This is a genomic window from Streptomyces durocortorensis, from assembly GCF_031760065.1.
Taxonomy (GTDB): Bacteria; Actinomycetota; Actinomycetes; order Streptomycetales; family Streptomycetaceae; genus Streptomyces.
On record NZ_CP134500.1, the window covers coordinates 2,661,482 to 2,680,156 of the forward strand.

16 protein-coding genes and 1 pseudogene are annotated in these 18,675 nt (G+C 70.4%); 11 read left to right on the forward strand and 6 right to left on the reverse strand.

From position 1 onward, the window contains the following. Window positions 1–22: 22 nt before the first annotated feature. Genes RI138_RS11665 through hutU form a run of 3 tightly spaced genes read right to left on the reverse strand, consistent with a single transcriptional unit; the run spans window position 23 to window position 4,322 of the window. Complete coding sequence (locus RI138_RS11665; protein WP_311119864.1) at window positions 23–1,390, reverse strand: formimidoylglutamate deiminase; 1,368 nt, start codon at window positions 1,388–1,390, stop codon at window positions 23–25. After that, on the reverse strand, window positions 1,381–2,664 hold the full coding sequence (locus RI138_RS11670) for an allantoate amidohydrolase (RefSeq protein WP_311119865.1): 1,284 nt from the start codon (window positions 2,662–2,664) through the stop codon (window positions 1,381–1,383). Before RI138_RS11670 ends, RI138_RS11665 begins: the two co-directional genes overlap by 10 nt. Next, window positions 2,664–4,322, reverse strand: a complete 1,659-nt coding sequence (hutU, locus tag RI138_RS11675; RefSeq protein WP_311119866.1) for a urocanate hydratase — start codon at window positions 4,320–4,322, stop codon at window positions 2,664–2,666. The genes RI138_RS11670 and hutU overlap by 1 nt, the downstream gene beginning before the upstream one ends. Window positions 4,323–4,514: 192 nt before the next feature. On the opposite strand from hutU, the pseudogene RI138_RS11680 reads away from it, so the two are divergent. From RI138_RS11680 to RI138_RS11700, 5 genes and pseudogenes are all read left to right on the forward strand, one after another. Next, window positions 4,515–5,069 (forward strand): annotated as a pseudogene (locus RI138_RS11680) (amino acid permease); the annotation flags it as partial. A gap of 158 nt (window positions 5,070–5,227) precedes the next feature. Next, window positions 5,228–5,641, forward strand: coding sequence for a hypothetical protein (locus tag RI138_RS11685; RefSeq protein WP_311119867.1), 414 nt, complete (start codon window positions 5,228–5,230; stop codon window positions 5,639–5,641). 143 nt (window positions 5,642–5,784) lie between these two features. After that, on the forward strand, window positions 5,785–6,531 hold the full coding sequence (locus tag RI138_RS11690; RefSeq protein WP_311122859.1) for a transcriptional regulator: 747 nt from the start codon (window positions 5,785–5,787) through the stop codon (window positions 6,529–6,531). A 38-nt stretch (window positions 6,532–6,569) separates the two neighbouring features. After that, window positions 6,570–7,043, forward strand: coding sequence for a roadblock/LC7 domain-containing protein (locus RI138_RS11695; RefSeq protein WP_311119868.1), 474 nt, complete (start codon window positions 6,570–6,572; stop codon window positions 7,041–7,043). A 116-nt stretch (window positions 7,044–7,159) separates the two neighbouring features. Then, window positions 7,160–7,534, forward strand: a complete 375-nt coding sequence (locus RI138_RS11700; RefSeq protein ID WP_096627020.1) for a hypothetical protein — start codon at window positions 7,160–7,162, stop codon at window positions 7,532–7,534. Window positions 7,535–7,559: 25 nt separating this feature from the next. Here the strand turns inward: RI138_RS11700 and RI138_RS11705 are convergent, their stop codons facing one another. Continuing rightward, window positions 7,560–8,099, reverse strand: a complete 540-nt coding sequence (locus tag RI138_RS11705) for a hypothetical protein (RefSeq protein ID WP_311122860.1) — start codon at window positions 8,097–8,099, stop codon at window positions 7,560–7,562. Window positions 8,100–8,267: 168 nt separating this feature from the next. Then, entirely contained in the window at window positions 8,268–9,113 is an 846-nt protein-coding gene (locus RI138_RS11710; RefSeq protein ID WP_311119869.1) for a MurR/RpiR family transcriptional regulator, read from the reverse strand. A gap of 689 nt (window positions 9,114–9,802) precedes the next feature. On the opposite strand from RI138_RS11710, the gene RI138_RS11715 reads away from it, so the two are divergent. The 4 genes from RI138_RS11715 to RI138_RS11730 all read left to right on the forward strand — a co-directional run bounded on the left by RI138_RS11715 (window position 9,803) and on the right by RI138_RS11730 (window position 13,829). Beyond that, window positions 9,803–12,049: a glycoside hydrolase domain-containing protein gene (locus RI138_RS11715; RefSeq protein WP_311122861.1), complete on the forward strand. Its 2,247-nt coding sequence runs from the start codon at window positions 9,803–9,805 to the stop codon at window positions 12,047–12,049. Between the two features lie 54 nt (window positions 12,050–12,103). Next, window positions 12,104–12,538, forward strand: a complete 435-nt coding sequence (locus RI138_RS11720; protein ID WP_311119870.1) for a hypothetical protein — start codon at window positions 12,104–12,106, stop codon at window positions 12,536–12,538. Window positions 12,539–12,556: 18 nt separating this feature from the next. Beyond that, complete coding sequence (locus RI138_RS11725; protein ID WP_311119871.1) at window positions 12,557–13,288, forward strand: hypothetical protein; 732 nt, start codon at window positions 12,557–12,559, stop codon at window positions 13,286–13,288. 124 nt (window positions 13,289–13,412) lie between these two features. Then, entirely contained in the window at window positions 13,413–13,829 is a 417-nt protein-coding gene (locus tag RI138_RS11730) for a hypothetical protein (RefSeq protein ID WP_311119872.1), read from the forward strand. A gap of 533 nt (window positions 13,830–14,362) precedes the next feature. Here the strand turns inward: RI138_RS11730 and RI138_RS11735 are convergent. Next, on the reverse strand, window positions 14,363–15,769 hold the full coding sequence (locus RI138_RS11735; protein WP_096627014.1) for a cystathionine beta-synthase: 1,407 nt from the start codon (window positions 15,767–15,769) through the stop codon (window positions 14,363–14,365). Window positions 15,770–15,928: 159 nt separating this feature from the next. Here RI138_RS11735 and RI138_RS11740 point away from each other — a divergent pair, with 159 nt between their 5' ends. Together RI138_RS11740 and RI138_RS11745 are read left to right on the forward strand one after the other, a co-directional pair. After that, window positions 15,929–16,930 carry an SGNH/GDSL hydrolase family protein gene (locus RI138_RS11740; protein ID WP_311122862.1) on the forward strand — a complete coding sequence of 334 codons (1,002 nt, stop codon included), beginning with the start codon at window positions 15,929–15,931 and terminating at the stop codon, window positions 16,928–16,930. 156 nt (window positions 16,931–17,086) lie between these two features. Further along, a complete protein-coding gene (locus RI138_RS11745) occupies window positions 17,087–18,307 on the forward strand; it encodes an acetyl-CoA C-acetyltransferase (protein WP_311119873.1) in 1,221 nt (406 codons plus the stop codon). The last annotated feature ends 368 nt before the right edge of the window (window positions 18,308–18,675 follow it).

The following is an 18,675-nucleotide window of genomic DNA, read 5'->3' on the forward strand; positions in this document are numbered from 1 at the left end:
GGCCCCGCGCGGCGGCCGGTGGTCAGTCGTGCCAGGCGGTCACGGCTGCTGCGAGTGCTCGGGGCACATCCTCGATCCTCGTGTGCCTGCCGTCCCGGACGATGTGCCGCCCCGCCACGACCGTGTGCCGCACATCAGCGGCGGAGGCGGCGAATACGGCGGTCTCCGCTGCCAGCCGGGGCACAGGCCCGGCCGTTCTGACGGAGTCCAGGGCGACGGTCGTCAGATCGGCGGGGGCGCCCGGTTCCAGGACGCCCGCCTCGGGGCGGCCGAGTGCGGCGTGCCCGTCGGCGGAGGCGGCCCGGAGCAGGGCGGCGGCCGTCCAGTGACCCCGGATGTGGGTGCGCAGACGCTCGTTGAGCTCCATCGCCCGCGCTTCTTCGAAGAGGTCGATCACGGCGTGGCTGTCGCTGCCCAGCGACAGCGGCGAGCCCGCCTGCTGGAGGGCGACGGCGGGGCCGATGCCGTCGGCCAGGTCGCGTTCGGTGGTGGGGCACATGCAGGTGCCGGTGGTGGAGGAGCCGAGCAGAGCGATGTCCTCCTCCGTCAGATGCGTGTTGTGGATGCCCGTGGTGCGCGGGCCGAGGACCCCGTGGTCGGCCAGCAGCCGGGTGGGGGTGCGGCCGTGGGCGGCCCGGCAGGCGTCGTTCTCCGCGGTCTGCTCGGAGAGATGGACGTGGAGAGGGGCGCCACGCTCCTCGGCCCACTGTGCGACGGTGGCCAGCTGGTCCGCCGGGACCGCGCGAACGGAGTGGATGGCCGCGCCGATCAGGGTGTGGTCGTCGCCCTTGAGGAGGGAGGCTCGCTCGGCCCACGCCTCGGCGGTCGTGTCGGAGAAGCGCAGCTGGTGCCGGTTGGGCTGTTCGCCGAATCCGGCAGCGAGATAGGCGGTGTCCAGCAGGGTGATCCGGATGCCCGCCTCGGCGGCGGCCGCGATCAGCGCCTCGCCCATGGCGTTCGGGTTGGCGTAGGGCGTGCCGCCGGGCGCGTGGTGCAGATAGTGGAATTCGCCGACGGAGGTGATGCCGGCCAGGGCCATTTCGGCGTACGTGGCACGGGCCAGGTCGAAGTAGGTGTCCGGGGTGAGCCGGGAGGCCGTCCGGTACATGAGCTCGCGCCAGGTCCAGAAGGTGCCCGAGCCCACCTGGACGGTGGCGCGCAGGGCCCGGTGGAAGGCGTGGGAGTGGGCGTTGGCGAGGCCGGGGAGGGTCAGACCACGCAGGACGGTCGCGCCGGGCGGCGGTGTCCCGTCCCCGGTCCTGATCCCGGCGATGCGGCCGCCCGCGACGTCCAGGGTGACGCCTGGCTCGACCTGGTTGCCGAGCCAGGCGTGGTCCATCCAGTACGTCGCGGTGACGGGCGCGCCCCCGGCCCGATTCGTCAGCTGCACGCGAGACCTTCCAGTACGTCGGCGAGCGCCTCCACCCCGGCTGTGCAGTCGTCCTCGGCTGCGTGCTCGGCAGGTGAGTGCGAGATTCCGGTGGGGTTGCGCACGAAGAGCATGGCGGTGGGCACCGAAGCGGACAAAATACCCGCATCGTGGCCCGCGCCGGTGCCGAGGACGGGCACGGGCCGGCCCGTGTCGCCGGTGCCCTCCAGGATCTTGCCCAGTTCGTCGCGCAGGGCGTGCTCGAACTCGACCACGGGCGTGAAGGACTCCCGAACGACGTCGAGATCGATCCCGGCCCGCTCGGCGTGCTCCCGGGCGGCGCGCTCGATGCCGGTGACGACGGCGTCCAGGGTGGCCTGGTCGGCGGCGCGGGAGTCGAGCCAGCCGCGTACGAGGGAGGGGATGGCGTTGACGCCGTTGGGCTCGACCGCGATCTTGCCGAAGGTGGCGAGCGCACCGGTCAGTTCGGCCTCACGGCGGGCGGCGAGCACGGTCTCGGCGTACGTGAGCATAGGGTCGCGGCGGTCGGCGAGGCGGGTGGTGCCCGCGTGGTTCGCCTCGCCCCGGAAGTCGAACCGCCAGCGGCCGTGCGGCCAGATGGCCGAGGCGATGCCGACGGGGTCGCCGGTGAGGTCGAGGGCCCGGCCCTGCTCGACGTGGAGTTCGACGAACGCGCCGATCCGGGCGAGCCGTTCCGGGTCGGGGCCGATGGCCTCGGGGTCGTATCCGGCGCTCTCCATGGCGGCGGGCAGGGTGATCCCGTCCGCGTCGCGGAGACGGCGGGCGTTGGCGACGGCGAGCTGCCCGGCGGCGAGCCGGGACCCGACGCAGGCCAGACCGAAGCGGGCGCCCTCCTCGTCACCGAAGTTGGTGATGGCCAGCGGCCGGGTGAACTCCACTCCCCTGCCGCGGAGTTCATCGAGCGCGGCAAAGGAGGAGACCACACCGAGCGGTCCGTCGAAAGCCCCGCCGTCCGGGACGGAGTCCAGGTGGGAGCCGGTGACGACGGCGTCCCCGGCCAGGGGGTCGCCGAGCCAGGCCCACTGGTTGCCGTTGCGGTCGGTCTCGTGGATGAGCCCGCGCGCCTCGGCCTGCGCACGGAACCAGGCCCGGCAGTCGAGGTCCGCCGCCGACCAGGCGTAACGCCGGTAGCCGCCGCTGTCGGGGTGGCGCCCGACGGGAGCCAGCTCGCGCCACATCGAGAGGAAGGAGTCACCCGCGCTCCACTGCTGCGACCCCGTATCGGGTGGGGTGGCGGATGCGCCCGCGGGCATCAGTTGCCCTCCGCCATCGGTACGCGAACGCCCTTGTCCGTGGCGACGGACTCCGCGATGCCGTAGCCCGCGTCGACGTGGCGGATGACTCCCATGCCGGGGTCGTTCGTCAGGACGCGGCGGATCTTCTCGCCCGCGAGCTTCGTGCCGTCGGCGACGGAGACCTGGCCCGCGTGGATGGAGCGGCCCATGCCGACGCCACCGCCGTGGTGGAGGGAGACCCAGGAGGCGCCGGAGGCCACGTTGACCATGGCATTGAGCAGTGGCCAGTCGGCGATGGCGTCGGAGCCGTCGAGCATGGCCTCGGTCTCACGGTACGGGGAGGCGACCGAGCCGCAGTCCAGGTGGTCGCGGCCGATGGCCAGCGGGGCGGCCAGTTCGCCGCTCGCGACCATGTCGTTGAAGCGCTCGCCGGCCTTGTCGCGCTCGCCGTAGCCGAGCCAGCAGATGCGGGCGGGCAGGCCCTGGAAGTGGACGCGCTCGCCGGCCATCTTGATCCAGCGGTGCAGGGACTCGTTCTCCGGGAAGAGCTCCAGCATCGCCTTGTCGGTCTTGTGGATGTCGGACGCCTCGCCGGACAGGGCGGCCCAGCGGAAGGGGCCCTTGCCCTCGCAGAAGAGGGGGCGGATGTAGGCGGGGACGAAGCCGGGGAAGTCGAAGGCGCGGTCGTACCCGGCGAGCTGGGCCTCGCCGCGGATGGAGTTGCCGTAGTCGAAGACCTCGGCCCCGGCGTCCATGAAGCCGACCATGGCCTCGACGTGGCGGGCCATCGACTCGCGGGCACGCTGGGTGAAGTCGGCGGGCTTCTCGGCGGCGAGGTCGGCCATGTCGTCGAAGTCGACGCCGAGCGGGAGGTAGGCCAGCGGGTCGTGGGCGCTGGTCTGGTCGGTGACGATGTCGATGGGCGCGCCCTCGGCGAGCATCCGGGGCAGCAGCTCCGCCGCGTTGCCGAGGAGGCCGATGGAGAGCGGGCGGCGGGCGTCGCGGGCCTCGACGGCGAGCTGGAGGGCGTGCTCCAGGCTGTCGGCCTTGACGTCCAGGTAGCGGTGGTCGATCCGGCGCTCGATGGCGCGCGGGTCGCAGTCGATGCAGATCGCGACGCCGTCGTTCATGGTGACGGCGAGCGGCTGGGCGCCGCCCATGCCGCCGAGTCCGGCCGTCAGCGTGATGGTCCCCGCGAGCGTGCCGCCGAACTTCTTCGCGGCGACGGCGGCGAAGGTCTCGTAGGTGCCCTGGAGGATGCCCTGGGTGCCGATGTAGATCCAGGACCCGGCGGTCATCTGGCCGTACATGGTGAGCCCGAGGGCCTCCAGACGGCGGAACTCCTCCCAGTTGGCCCAGTCGCCGACCAGGTTGGAGTTGGCGATGAGGACGCGGGGCGCCCATTCGTGGGTCTGCATGACGCCGACGGGCCGCCCGGACTGGACGAGCATCGTCTCGTCCTGCTTGAGGGTCTCCAGCGTGCGGACCATCGCGTCGAACGAGCGCCAGTCGCGTGCCGCCTTGCCCGTGCCGCCGTAGACGACGAGCTTGTCGGGGTGCTCGGCGACCTCGGGGTCCAGGTTGTTCTGCAGCATGCGCAGGGCGGCTTCCTGCTGCCATCCCAGGGTGCTGAGAGCGCTGCCGCGCGGCGCTCGTACGGGGCGGGGTCCTGACATGGCGGTGCCTCCTCGCGACGGTGAATATCTATTCACATCCTGATGCCCTGAATAGTCGTAGTCAACAGGTGCGGTTCGCGCCGCGATGGGGAGGGCGTGCTCCCTACCCACCCGGCGGCGGCACCGGAAGCACCGGTGAGCGCTGCTGACACACACCCCCACAACCGCCCGGCGCCCGAGGGCGAGGGCGAGGGCGAGGGCGGATCGCCGCTGGAAGCGGTGAAGGCGGGCGGCGTCGATTTTCCGCCGAAACTCTTCGCGCCGATCACCCTGTCCGCTGTCGCCAACTCGGCCCTGATCACCATCACGACGGCCTCGCGACTCTGCTACGGCATGGCCGACGAAGACATCCTGCCGCCCGCCCTGCGCAAGGTGCCGACCCGCCGTCGCACCCCCTGGGCCGGGATCGCCTTCGTCTCCGCCCTGACGATCGGCCTGGTCTCCACGGGCGGGATCGAGGGGCTCGGCGAGGCCACCTCCTTCCTGCTGGCGTGCGTCCCCGCCGTGGTCAACATCGCCGTGCTGGTGCTGCGCGGAGACCGGGCGGACCACCGCCGCTTCCGTACACCGACCGCCCGACCCGCGCTCGGCGCGCTCACCTCGCCGACACTGGCGAGTCCGCTCACCAACCAGAGATCCGACGTGTACGTGCACGCCGGCGCCCTGCTGCTCGCCGGGATCGGGCTGCGGGCGGCCGACAAGGCAGTACTGACGGCCCGCGAGAAGTCCGGCCCCGCGCACACCTGACGGAGCCTCACCCTCCGCCTGGACCGCCGCATTCAAGCCGCTCCTCTACACCCTGGAACGCATGTACCAAAGGAAAATGCCAGAACCCCCACCCGCCGTGAGCACGATGCGTAGCCTCTGCGTTACAGCCGTACGCCAGGTCGGGAGGGGAAATCCGCGTGCCCGGAATCGACGAGTGCCTGCTCGAAGTCATGAGGCTGCCCGGTGCCCGGGGCGCCTCGGTGGTCGACTGGACGAGCGGTCTCGCCCTCGGCACCATCGGGGAATCCCCCAACGGCGACCACGAGGCGACGGCAGCCGAGACGGCGGAAGTCGCCCGGATGACCGCCGAACAGCCCGCCTTCGCCCGCCTGTCGACCGGGGGCGGCACCGAACGCCCCGGAGAAGCGCCGAGCACCCCCGTCGAGGACGTCATCGTCACCACCCACGACGGGTACCACATGCTCCGTTTCGTCGAGACGGCTTTCGACAGCAGCGTCTTCCTTCATCTGTGGCTGGACCGCTCCGAGGGCAACCTCGCCTTCGCCCGGCTGCGCCTGGGTGAGCTGGCCGAACGGCTGGTACTGGCATGAGCGCGATAGCCGCCGCCCCCGGCGCACAACCTGACGCACATCCCGGCGCAGGGCCGGGTGCTCGCTCCGGCGACTCCTCCGGCGCTCGCTCCGGCGCACAGTCGGAGGCATCGGCCCCGGACCGGCTCCCGGTCCTCTCCCCGATGCTCCAGCGCCTCGCCACCGAGCGTGCCACCGGCGCCCTGATGCGCGACCGCGGCACGCTCTATCTGGCCGACGGCCAGGTGGTGCACGCCGAGAGCCCGGCCACCCCCGGCATCGATGTGCTGCTCACCACCGGCGGGACACTGCGGCACGAGGGCTGGTGGGACGCCGTGGCCCAGGCGGGGGCGGGACGCCGGGTCGGCCGCTATCTGGTGGACAGCGGTCATGTGCCGGGCGGCGCGCTGGAGCTGTGCCATCTGGGCGCGCTGTACGACGCCGCGTTCTTCGCGCTCGCCCCGACCGGTACGCCCGCCCGGTTCCGTTACGGGGTCTCGCACTGGATCGGCCCGGTGCGGCCGGTCCCGGTGGCCGCCGTGGAGCGCGAGACGCTGCGCAGACGGGAGTTCCTGGACCGGATCTGGCCGGACGCCGCCTGCGACAGCGCGCCGCTGGTCCGGACGGCGGCTCATCTCGCCGATGCCCCGGTCCCGGCCCGGCAGCGCCGCGTCCTGGAGCTGGCCGACGGGGTGCGCACCGCCTCGGACATCGCCCAGGCGCTGGGCCGTTCGGCGTTCCACATCCTGGTCGACCTGCGTCGGCTCGCCGCGGCCGGTCTGGTGGCGGCGGTCCGCTCGCAGCCGCCGCCCGGCGCCACCGCACCCGGCCGGATCACGCTCCCCGAGGTGACGGCCGACCCCGATATCGCCCTGCTGCGCCGACTCCGAGACGCATTGGAGGCCCTGTGATACGCGCGCTCAGACAGCGTGCCGGGAGGAGACAGCTGATGGTGCCCGAGGCCGAAGTGCGGGATGTCCTCGACGAACTCCAGCGGTTACGCGCCCGGGTCCCCCTGCTCTCCGGGGCGCTGGCCGCCTCGACCGACGGGCTCGTCCTGGCCCACGACACCCCGGGCGTCGAGGCGGAGGGCGTCGCCGCCCTCACCGCCGCCGCCCTCGGCGTCTCCATCCGGATGACCGACGCCACCGGCCGCGGCGGCTTCCGGGAGCTGCTGGTCCGCGGCGGCAGCGGCTACATCGCGACCTACGCCGCGGGCTCCTCCGCCGTCCTGACCCTGCTGGCCGAGGACCGCATCAACGTCGGCCGCCTCCACCTGGAGGGCCGCCGCGCGGGCGCCCGCATCGGCGAACTCGTCGACTCCGCCCTGGAACGCGCCGAGCGCCCCGCCCCCGCATCCCGTACCGCCCCGCCCCGCCCGGCCGGCGCCCCGAACAGCGCCCTGCCGCAGCGCCCCACATAGCCCCCACTCGTAGCACCAAGACCACCGGGACTGACGCCATCACGCGGAAACCCACGCCACTCACACAGAAACGGACCCGGTCACCGCGACCGGCCACGGAAAGGAAACGAGCCTCCATGGCGAACACCGAAGCGTCACTGAAGGAAGCGATGACCTCGATCGAGGGCACCACGGGTGTCGCCCTCGTCGACTACACGAGCGGCATGGCCCTGGGCACGCTCGGCGGCGGCAAGGACTTCAACCTGGAAGTCGCCGCCGCGGGCAACACCGACGTGGTCCGCGCCAAGCTCCGCACCATGGAGCACCTGGGCATCAAGGACGAGATCGAGGACATCCTCATCACGCTGGGCACCCAGTACCACCTGATCCGGCTGCTCAAGACCCGGGGCAACAACGGCCTCTTCCTCTACCTGGTGCTGGACGCAGGCCGCGCCAACCTGGCGATGGCCCGTCACCAGCTGAAGAAGATCGAGGCGGACCTGGAGGTCTGACCTCGGTCCGTCAGCGGTTCCGGCCTCACCGGCGGCGACGCCGCGCCCCGCCCGGCGCGGCGTCCCCCGCCTCCGGGCCCGTCGTCCGGTGCGCCCTGACCCGCTTGCCGACCGGGCTGCCGTGCCCGGCCCAGTCGGTGCGCACCCAGTACAGGACGTCCTCGCCGCGTTCCCGCTGCCCGATCCGTACGGCCTTCAGCCAGAGGCCCGCGCCCGCTCCCGCGAGCAGCAGTCCGCCGGCCCCCGGCAGCGCGAACGAGGACGCAACCGCCCCGACGAACGCGGCAAGCAGCCACCACCGGCGCCCGCGCCGCCAGGCCCGTACGGTCACGGCCCGGTCCTGGAGGAAGTCGCCGCGCCCGGCCCGGGAGGCGCCCCGCGCCAGTTCCGCGTACCGCCCGCCGCGCGCCACGAGCACCACGGCCGCAGTGATCAGGAAGAGCGCGGCCCCGGCGAGCAGCCCGATCCGGCGCCCGGTCAGCCCGGGTACGAACGCTCCCGCCGCCGCGGCCACCAGACCCGACCACCACAGCGGCGCCGCCCCGGCCCGTACGGCCACGGCCACTCTCGCCAGCGACTGTCCTCCGCGCGCCACCTGCGTACCCCTCTCGCTCCCTGTCTGCCGGACGACCCTGTGCCGGTCGTTCCGGGCGCGGAGGTTAGCGGCCGTACATGAGGAATGCCTGAGAGAGGAACGCCTGAGAACCGGCGAAGGGGCCCATCGCGGGGCCGCTCACTCCACGAACAGGCCGCGGGCCGCCGCCCGTACGTCGAACTCCTCAAGCCGCGCCTGGGCCTCGGGGAGTTCGTCGCAGATCGCCTCCAGCAGCACCCGCCCCAGCAGCATCGGGGCGCAGACGGTGTCGAAGGAGAGCCCGGAGCCGATGGCCGCCGGAAGCAGCAGATCGCTGTGTTTGGCGACGGGCGCGAAGGCCGAGTCGGCGACCGTCACGACGGCCAGCCCCTGGTCCTTGGCGTACGCCAGCGCGTCCACGCACTCCCTGGGGTGGCGAGGCAGCGCGAAGCACATCAGGGCGGTGGCCCCGGCCCGCCGGGCGGAGTCGATCCGGTCGAGGAGCATGCCGCCGCCCTCATCGAGCACCCGGACGTCGGGGTGCACCTTGGCGGCGAAGTAGCCGAAGCCGCGGGCCTGTGAGGACGCGGCGCGCAGCCCCAGCACCGGCAGCGGCCGCGACCCTGCCAGCAGCCGGCCCGCCCGCTCGACGGGGGCGGGGTCGGCGAGCAGGTCGGACAGGTGCTGGAGGTTCTCGATCTCGGCGCGGACGGCCTGCTGGTACTCGTTGTACGTGTCTCCCGCGTCCTCCGGCTCCGCGTCGGCGGGGGCGACCTCGCGCAGGTGCCTGCGCAGCGCCGGGTAGCCGTCGAAGCCGAGCGCGACGGCGAAGCGGGTGACGGAGGGCTGGCTGACCCCCGCCAGCTCGGCCAGCTCGACGCTGGACAGGAACGGCGCGTCGGCGGCCCGGCGGACCATGCAGTGCGCGATGCGCCGCTGGGTGGGCGTGAGCCGGTGGCCCTCGAAAAGCCGCTGCAACCGTGCGGCGGGGCTGCTCCCGCTCATGGTGTCCCCTTGCTGAGTCCATCGCGCCACGACCGGCGCCGACTGTTCTATTCAGCCAGGAAGGTCGCTGTATGTCCATATGCAGGGGTGGGTCGGGAGCGGAACAGGGCGAGCAGGGAGGGGACGGATGTGTGGGCGGTGCCGACGGATACCCCGGAGCCCGTCGCGATCGACGCCAAGCGCTCCCGACGATACGAGGCATTCCGTCTATCACCGACGGACAAGGAACCCCGTTCACAGTGCACGCACCGGCGGTAAAACCAAGAACTTTCCCCGGGTTGCCAGCCAGATTGCGCCAATAACATGGCGGGAACATCACCTCCGGCCACTGATTGATCGAACTACGCTGGCAGCGTCAACCGGACGGAAGGATATTTAAGAGAGCGCTGAAAACATGAGGCCCACGAGTGCAATCTACTCACGAATAGGCTGGAACATTCGTGATGGTGGTCGCTTCCGCGCTCCTGGCGGGTGAATACGCCACTCCCGCCGCTGACGAAGAGGGGAAACCGTTCACCCACCTGGTGAACACGTCCCCTTTTCTCCGACTGCGCCATTTTGATAACAATCCCGACCCCACTCCGCACATGAAGCTTTCGCTGTGCCCGAACCAGCCGAGCAAGCCGTGCCGTGTCGATGAGGGAACCTTTTCCCGCTTGAACCTGCTCCACTCACGGACAAGGAAGAAAATGACCGACGAAATGGTGCTTCGCGCCCAGAGATTCATCAATACCACCTACGGGAACGGGGCGACCCTCGGCATACCCAAGCTTGAGGAGAACGGTCGTACCGGCTGGACCGTCATGTACGCCCTCACCCGCGCCTTGCAGTACGAGATGGGCATCAGCGCCCTGTCGAACAACTTCGGCCCCGGCACCCTGTCAGCACTTCAGGAGAAGTACGGAAAGCTCGACGAGACGACGATCCCGTCGGCAAAGTTCTGCCGGATCATCCAATCCGCCCTCTACTGCAAGGGTTACGACGGCGGTGACATCGACGGAATATACAGCTCCCGCGTCAAAGCTGCGGTAACGAAGCTGAACAGCGACATGGGTATCGGTGTCACCTATCCCGGCAGTGCTCTGTGGCCGAAGGCGGTCAAGGGCCTGTTCAATATGGACGCCTACGTCACCGTCAACGACGGCTCGGCCACCGTTCGTTCCATCCAGCAGTGGCTGAACGGCCGATACATCCAGCGCAAGGACTTCTACGTCATCCCCTGTGACGGTCACCACTCCCGCGACGTCGCCAGGTCGATGCTCCTGGCGATCCAGTACGAACTGGGTATGGCCGACGGTGTCGCGAACGGGGCGTTCGGTCCCGGTACCCGGGCCGGCTTGAAGAGTCACACTGTGTCGACCGGGGCCTCCGGCGTGTGGGTGCAGCTGTTCACAGCCGCCATGGTGCTCAACAAGCGTCCGGTGTCCTTCTCCAGCTCGTTCACCTCCGCGCTGGCCAGTGAAGTCAGCGCCTTCCAGTCGTTCCTGCGGATCGCGGCCAACGGGCGGGGCGACTACCCGACATGGGCCTCCCTCCTGGTCTCCTACGGGGATCAGACCCGTCAGGGCGAGTCGTGCGACGGCATCACGAAGATCACGCCTGCCCGCGCGCAGACTCTGAAGGCAGCCGGATACAAATATGTCGGCCGTTACCTGTACAACCCCTCGACGACGTCCCTCCCCGAGAAGGAGATTCAGCCGGGGGAGCTCGCGACCATCAAGGAGTACGGACTCCGCTGCTTCCCGATCTACCAGACGTGGGCACGCTCGGTCGACTACTACAGCGTCGCGCAGGGCGTCACGGACTGTCTGACGGCGGCGTTCAAGGCCGAGGAACACGGGTTCAAACCCGGGGCGCGCATCTACTTCGCCGTCGACTACGACGCGGTGGACGAGGACGTGACAGCGTACATTCTGCCGTACTTCCGGAGCGTCAAGGAGCAGATGGACAGGCTGGGCAGCCCGTACAAGATCGGGGTCTATGGCCCGCGCAACGCATGCTCCCGTATCTCCGAAAAGGGGTACGCGGACGCCAGCTTCGTATCGGACATGTCCTCCGGATTCTCCGGCAACCTCGGCTATCCCATGCCCGAGAACTGGGCCTTCGACCAGATCGTGACCAAAACAATTGGTTCGGGCGACGGCCTGATCGAGATAGACAACAACATCGCCTCCGGCCGGGACACCGGCCAGGGCGACTTCTACCCGCCTCCCTCCCAGAAGCTGGACACCGGATTCGACGTGGATTTCTGGTCGGCCCTGTTGAAGGAGGTCGAGGAATACATGCAGTCGATCGGTAGACCAGGTGGCACTGAGCGCCTGTACACCCTTCGGGAGTGCCTTGAAACGATCATGGCGCATGACGCCGCGATCACCTCGGCGTCCCGTAGCCACCGCATGCGCAAGGCCCTTGTCCAGACGTCGGCCTTCTGGGAGTCCTGCCACTACAGCTATCAGGACGTGACGGAAGACGCAGGCGTCGTGCTCCACCACACCGGTGTCATACCGGACTGGGGCAAGGGCCTGCCCGGTGTCACCAGGACGGTCGACAGCAGCACGGGAATCGCCAGGATCTCGGGCCGCACGTGCATCCTGTCGCGCAACAACTCGATCCGTGCGGGGCTTCTGGACGGCAAGGTCCTGGATTCCGCCGCGGACAGCGATCGTTGGGCCATGTGGCAGAAGGTCAATCAGGACAAGGTGTTCAACCTGACCACCGTGCCGCACCTTCACATATGGGCAGCCGATGGGAAGAAGGGCGACGTCGAGGAGGAGGCCCCGATCCGCCGCCCCTCCCTCGACTACACCGAAACGGAGACCTTCGAGGTCCTCCGCCGGTACCCGGCCAGGGGCACGGAAACTGAGGCACACGCGCGGGAGAGGATGCCGCTGTACGCCATCTTCGAGAAGTACAACCGCATCGTTCGTGAAGCCTGACAGACCGTGGTCATCGCCTCCGACCCCTGGCGAGGACACGACCCAGGAACCCTGATGGTCGTCTTCTTCGTGGGAATCACAACGCTCGTGAGCATCACGGCCTACCTGTGCTCACGGCTCGCACGGCGGACCCGGCCGCGCTACACGTCTGTCCGTGCCGGGCGGGACGTGGCGCTGGCAGCGATCGCTGCGGGAATCGCCCTCTACCTGTGGGGACTTCTCCACGTCCTTTTCCTTGAGGACCAGGAGCAAGCCCAGGAGTGCGAGCGGCAACGTCCCGAAGGGGTGCCGTCCCTCGTCGGCCGCAGAGGGGACTTCCTCCCACTGCGGCTCGTCTGCGAGGCATCGAACGGTCGCGACTACTCCGTCCTCATCCCCGAATACATCAACCCGACCATCGCCGTCCTGACACTGCTGGCGCTTCTCAGCGCCGTCGCCTCCGTCGTTCTCCACCCCATGCAACGCACTGCGTCGCGGAAGAAAGGCTGACTGTTGAGCCTCACCGACATGTCCCGCAGAAACGCTCTCATCACCGCGGCCGGCGTCGCCGCCGTCGGCATCACCTCCTCCACCCTCCTCGCGACGCCGGCTGCGGCCGCGCCGCGGCCCCTCAGGAACGACGAGCTCAAAGCAGCCTTGCGCCGGGTGGAGGCGCGGCGCCGCCGCATCCTGACCGACCGGGCGTCCGCCAACGGATGGGAGATGGAGAAAGCCACCGACGACGAGGGCGACATCGCCACACGTCACGTGGAGGGCACCCCGCTGAGCGTCCCGGTTCGCACGGGAGACGTCGAATCGGTCCTGGCCCATGTGATCCGCCGATTCCACTACGAGGTCGAGGCTCTGGGGCTGCGCGGCGAACCGAACCCGCTCGTGGGGTGGGCGGCCCCGTCGTCGATACGCGACAGCCGGCTCCCCGAGTCGAACCGGGCCTCGGGAACCGCCGTCGTCGTTCGCCCGGACTCCTACCCGCCCGGAGTGCGGGGCGGTTTCACCTCCCGACAGGAGCTGACGATCCGCGACATCCTCGCCGACGCCGAGGGCGTCGTTCGCTGGGGCGGCGACGATCGCCACCCGTACGAGGGGCTGTTCTATCTGAACGTACCTCCGGGGGACGCTCGTCTGGCCCGGGTCGCTGCCAGGATCCGCGCCTGGCGCGAGGTTCCAGGCGCGGGCGCCGGACTCGTACCCGACGTGACGGCACCTTCCCGGCGCCGACGGGCCTCCCAGTTCCGCTGACCGCCCCTCGGCTCTCCTCCCTGCCCCTCCGGGGGCCGTACACCCTCTGGAGGGGGTTAGCCCCACAAAATTCGGGGGCTAACCCCACTGTCACGGGGGCCCGGGCTTCCGTACCGTGGTCGGCATGGAAGCCCGGGACCAGGAACTCAAGAAGGAGCTCGCCGCCACCCTCCATGCCCGTGGCGAGCTGGGAGCGGAGTATGAGGCCGCGCTCATCGACTCGTTCCTGGAGAAGGTCGAGCAGCGCCTCGACACCACGCTCGACCGCCAGGTCCGCAGGCAGCTGGCCGAGCAGCAGGTCACCATGGCCCGGGGTGCGCGGCCGACGCAGCCGGGGAGCTTCGGGGAGCGGCATGGTCTGGGGATCGTCTCGCTGGTCCTGGCCGTCCCCCTGTCCGCGATCGGTGTGGCGAACGCCGGGATCGAGGGACTGGTCGTGGCCTGGCTCGGCATCGTCGGGGTCAACGCGTTCCAGGCGGCACGGAACGGACAGCTGTTCCGTCGCCGGGACGAGCGCGCGATATCCGACTGGAAGGACTGAGCGGCTGAGGGAACGCCGAAAGGGCTGAGCGCTGGAAGGGCTGAGCGCTGGAAGGGCTGAGCGCTGGAAGGCCTGCGCCCGGATGGTGTCGCGCGGCATGACCGTGCGGCCGGACCCGCGAAGGAGCCCGGCCGCAGCGGAGTATGTCGCGGGGCCGCCGCACCCCCGGTTGCCCGGGGGGCGGGACGACGGCGGTCCCCGCGAGGGACGCGGTCCGGGTCAGGGCCGGATTCCCGCGTCCGGGCGACGGTGGAGGTCCGGGAGCCGCTCCGTAGTCCGGTGTCGCCGTTCTGGGTGCCGGCGGGTTTCCCTGCCGACACCCACCAATGTGCCGGAGCGGTGTTAAGCGGGTGCTGCGCGAACGTGACACGCTCGTACCGTTTTCGCGAAGCCCTGTTTCCGGGACGCTGGGACGCCGGGACCCGAAGCCCCGTTGCCGAGACACCGGGTCCCCGAACCTCCGGACCACCGTGGCACCGAGCCGCCCCGGACGCAGCCCGGTCCCAGGGGCCCCGGAAACCGCTGCCGACCCGTCAGGCCTTCGTCGTGCCCGCGTCCTTGGCGAGGAACGCCAGCAGGTCCTGGCGGCTCACCACACCCTTGGGCTTGCCCTCGACGAGCACGATCGCCGCGTCCGCGCCGTCCGTGCCGCTGAGCACGGCCATCAGGTCCTCGACCGGTTCGCCGGAGCCGACCTGCGGCAGCGGGGCCGACATGTGCTTCTCCAGCGGGTCGGTCAGCGAGGCACGCTGGGTGAACAGCGCGTCCAGCAGCTGCCGTTCCACGACGGAGCCGATGACCTCGGCGGCCATCACGTCCGGGTGGCCGGCGCCCGGCTTCACGATCGGCATCTGGGAGACGCCGTACTCACGCAGCACCTCGATGGCCTCGCCGACCGTCTCCTCCGGGTGCATGTGGACGAGGGAGGGCATCGGGCCCTCCTTGAAGTCCAGGACCGCGCCCACGTTGGCGGAGGCGCCGGAGTCCTCCAGGAAGCCGTAGTCGGCCATCCACTCGTCGTTGAAGATCTTGCTCAGGTAGCCGCGGCCGCTGTCGGGGAGCAGCACCACGACGACGTCCTCGGGGCCGAGCCGCTTGGCGACCTCCAGGGCGCCGACGACCGCCATGCCGCAGGAGCCGCCGACGAGCAGCCCCTCCTCCTTGGCAAGTCGGCGCGTCATCTGGAAGGAGTCCTTGTCGGACACCGCGACGATCTCGTCGGTGACGTTCCGGTCGTAGGCGCTCGGCCAGAAGTCCTCGCCGACGCCCTCGACCAGATACGGCCGACCGGAGCCGCCGGAGTAGACCGAGCCCTCCGGGTCCGCGCCGATGACCTGGACCGCGCCGTCGCTGATCTCCTTGAGGTAGCGCCCGGTGCCGCTGATCGTGCCGCCGGTGCCGACGCCCGCGACGAAGTGGGTGATCTTCCCCTCGGTCTGCTCCCACAGTTCGGGACCGGTGGTCTCGTAGTGCGAGCGCGGGTTGTTCGGGTTGGAGTACTGGTCCGGCTTCCAGGCGCCCGGCGTCTCGGTGACCAGCCGGTCGGAGACGTTGTAGTAGGAATCGGGGTGCTCGGGGTCAACGGCCGTGGGGCAGACGACGACCTCGGCGCCGTACGCGCGCAGCACGTTGATCTTGTCCGTGGACACCTTGTCCGGGCAGACGAAGATGCACTTGTAGCCCTTCTGCTGCGCGACGATGGCGAGGCCGACGCCGGTGTTGCCGCTGGTCGGCTCGACGATCGTGCCGCCGGGCTTCAGCTCCCCGCTCTGCTCGGCCGCCTCGATCATGCGCAGCGCGATGCGGTCCTTCACGGACCCGCCGGGGTTGAAGTACTCGACCTTGGCCAGGACGGTCGCCTGGATACCTGCCGTGACGTTGCGCAGCCTCACCAGCGGGGTGTTGCCGACAAGACTGATCATCGAATCGTGGAATTGCACCGTGTACTCCGGGATCTCCGAGATGGTCCGGCCCAGAGTATGCGTACGGGGAGGACTCTGCGTACGGGAAGGAGTACACGGAGGTCCTCGCGGGGCAGGTAGGTAGGTGTACGGCTGTACGGCGAGGAGGAGGTGGACCGGACTGTGTCGAGAGCAAGGGTGGCACGGCGGATCGCGGCGGGCGCGGCTTACGGCGGTGGCAGCATCGGGCTGATCGGTGCGGCGGCCGTGGGCGTGTTCCTGGCGGAGGTCCAGCTCGCGAAGAGGCAGGTGGGGGGCGGGACGGCTCCGGTTCCGCCGAGTGCGGACGGGCGCTACGGGGTGGCGTTCGCCGGTCCGTCCGATCCCCTGCGGCTCGGGATGCTCGGGGATTCGACGGCGGCTGGCCAGGGGGTGCGGCGGGCCGGGCAGACCCCGGGGGCGCTGCTCGCCTCGGGGCTCGCGGCGGTCGCCGAGCGGCCGGTGGATCTGCGGAACGTGGCCCTGCCTGGGGCCCGGTCGGACGATCTGGAGCGGCAGGTCTCGCTGCTGCTCGCGGACCCGGCGCGCACCCCGGACGTCTGCGTGATCATGATCGGGGCGAACGATGTCACCCACCGGATGCCCGCCACCCAGTCGGTGCGCTGTCTGACGACGGCGGTGCGCAGACTGCGGACGGCGGGGGCCGAGGTGGTCGTCGGGACCTGTCCGGACCTGGGCACGATCGAGCCGGTCTACCAGCCGCTGCGCTGGCTGGCCCGGCGGGTGAGTCGGCAGCTGGCGGCCGCGCAGACGATCGGGGCGGTGGAGCAGGGCGGGCGCACGGTGTCTCTGGGGGATCTGCTGGGCCCGGAGTTCGCGGCGAACCCGCGCGAGCTGTTCGGCCCGGACAACTACCACCCGTCGGCCGAGGGGTACGCCACGGCGGCCATGGCGGTCCTGCCCACGCTCTGCGCGGTGCTGGGCCTGTGGCCGGAGAGCGACCGGCTGGACGGTGCGCGGCGGGAGGACATCCTCCCGGTGGCGAAGGCGGCCTCCCAGGCGGCCCGGGAGGCCGGTACGGAGGTCACGGGGGCCCGGGCGCCCTGGGCTCTCCTCAAGCACCGCAGGCGGCGGCGTCTGCCCTCCTCCACCGAGCCCGTCCCGCACCCGCACCCGGACGCCGCCCACGGGCACGCGTAGCGGCGGCCGCCATCCGCAGGAGGCGTGCCTGAGCAAGCGCTTAGAAAAGAGTTCCGCATCACACGGCCTGCCGGGTGACCCCGGCGATACGTCCGGGTAACTTCCAGAGGAGTTCTGCCTGTCCACACAGCCTTCCAGCCCTCATGGAGCCGCGTGATGCCCGAAGCCGTGATCGTCTCTGCCGCCCGTTCGCCGATCGGCCGCGCCTTCAAGGGGTCCCTGAAGGACCTGCGCGCGGACGACCTGACCGCCACGATCATCCAGACCGCGCTGGCCAAGGTTCCCGAGCTGGACCCGAAGGACATCGACGACCTGATGCTGGGCTGCGGCCTGCCCGGCGGCGAGCAGGGCAACAACCTGGGCCGCATCATCGCCGTACAGATGGGGATGGACCACCTTCCCGGCTGTACGGTCACCCGCTACTGCTCCTCCTCGCTCCAGACCAGCCGGATGGCGCTGCACGCGATCAAGGCGGGCGAGGGCGATGTCTTCATCTCGGCCGGTGTCGAGATGGTGTCCCGCTTCACCAAGGGCAACTCCGACAGCCTGCCGGACACGCACAACCCGCTGTTCGCCGAGGCCGAGGCCCGTACCGCGGCCCGCGCCGAGGAGTCCGGCGCGGGCTGGCACGACCCGCGTGAGGACGGCCTGGTCCCGGACGCGTACATCTCGATGGGGCAGACGGCCGAGAACCTGGCCCGCTCCAAGGGCGTCACCCGCCAGGACATGGACGAGTTCGGCGTACGGTCGCAGAACCTCGCCGAGGAAGCCCTGAAGAACGGCTTCTGGGCGCGGGAGATCACCCCGGTCACCACCCCCGACGGCACGGTCGTCTCCAAGGACGACGGCCCGCGCGCGGGTGTCACGCTGGAGGGCGTGCAGGGCCTGAAGCCGGTCTTCCGCCCCGACGGCCTGGTCACCGCGGGCAACTGCTGCCCGCTCAACGACGGCGCGGCCGCCCTGGTGATCATGTCCGACACGAAGGCGCGCGAGCTGGGCCTGACCCCGCTGGCCCGGATCGTCTCCACCGGCGTCTCCGGCCTCTCCCCCGAGATCATGGGCTACGGCCCGGTCGAGGCCAGCAAGCAGGCGCTGAATCGGGCGGGCCTGACCATCGGCGACATCGACCTCGCCGAGATCAACGAGGCGTTCGCCGCCCAGGTCATCCCGTCCTACCGGGATCTCGGCCTGCCGCTGGAGAAGGTCAACGTCAACGGCGGCGCGATCGCGGTCGGCCACCCCTTCGGCATGACCGGCGCCCGCATCACCGGCACGCTGATCAACAGCCTCCAGTTCCACGACAAGCAGTTCGGCCTGGAGACGATGTGCGTGGGCGGCGGCCAGGGCATGGCGATGGTGATCGAGCGGCTGAGCTGAGGCGCAGCGGAGGGTAGGGGGCGCGCGAGGTACGAGTGCGGCACCTGCCCGCAGCGGAGGCGAAGCCCAGCGCGACCACAAGCACGAGCGGCTGAGCTGAGGCCTCGCAGGCGCGGAAGGCCCGGCTGGACCTTCCGCGTCGCGGGGTTTTCGAACCCCGTCGAGCTCCGACCGTGACCGAATCTCCCCCAGGATGTGATCTGCACCCCGGGGGAGAGTCGTTTCCGCAGGTCACAGCATTTTGGACCTAAACATCGGACCGAAAGACCTGTCCATTTCGTGACGTAATGCACTGACAGCCCGTACCCCGACAGGCCAAGCTGATGTAGGAAGTCGGGGGTATCGATTGAAACCGGGAGTATGTCAGT

Excerpts from the sequence above, each read along its gene's own strand:
- RI138_RS11670 (WP_311119865.1), bottom strand. The coding sequence starts at position 2,664 with ATGCCCGCGGGCGCATCCGCCACCCCACCCGATACGGGGTCGCAGCAG.
- hutU (WP_311119866.1), bottom strand. The coding sequence starts at position 4,322 with ATGTCAGGACCCCGCCCCGTACGAGCGCCGCGCGGCAGCGCTCTCAGC.
- RI138_RS11690 (WP_311122859.1), top strand. The coding sequence starts at position 5,785 with ATGCTCCAGCGCCTCGCCACCGAGCGTGCCACCGGCGCCCTGATGCGC.
- RI138_RS11695 (WP_311119868.1), top strand. The coding sequence starts at position 6,570 with ATGGTGCCCGAGGCCGAAGTGCGGGATGTCCTCGACGAACTCCAGCGG.
- RI138_RS11700 (WP_096627020.1), top strand. The coding sequence starts at position 7,160 with ATGGCGAACACCGAAGCGTCACTGAAGGAAGCGATGACCTCGATCGAG.
- RI138_RS11710 (WP_311119869.1), bottom strand. The coding sequence starts at position 9,113 with ATGAGCGGGAGCAGCCCCGCCGCACGGTTGCAGCGGCTTTTCGAGGGC.
- RI138_RS11715 (WP_311122861.1), top strand. The coding sequence starts at position 9,803 with ATGACCGACGAAATGGTGCTTCGCGCCCAGAGATTCATCAATACCACC.
- RI138_RS11720 (WP_311119870.1), top strand. The coding sequence starts at position 12,104 with ATGGTCGTCTTCTTCGTGGGAATCACAACGCTCGTGAGCATCACGGCC.
- RI138_RS11725 (WP_311119871.1), top strand. The coding sequence starts at position 12,557 with ATGTCCCGCAGAAACGCTCTCATCACCGCGGCCGGCGTCGCCGCCGTC.
- RI138_RS11730 (WP_311119872.1), top strand. The coding sequence starts at position 13,413 with ATGGAAGCCCGGGACCAGGAACTCAAGAAGGAGCTCGCCGCCACCCTC.
- RI138_RS11745 (WP_311119873.1), top strand. The coding sequence starts at position 17,087 with ATGCCCGAAGCCGTGATCGTCTCTGCCGCCCGTTCGCCGATCGGCCGC.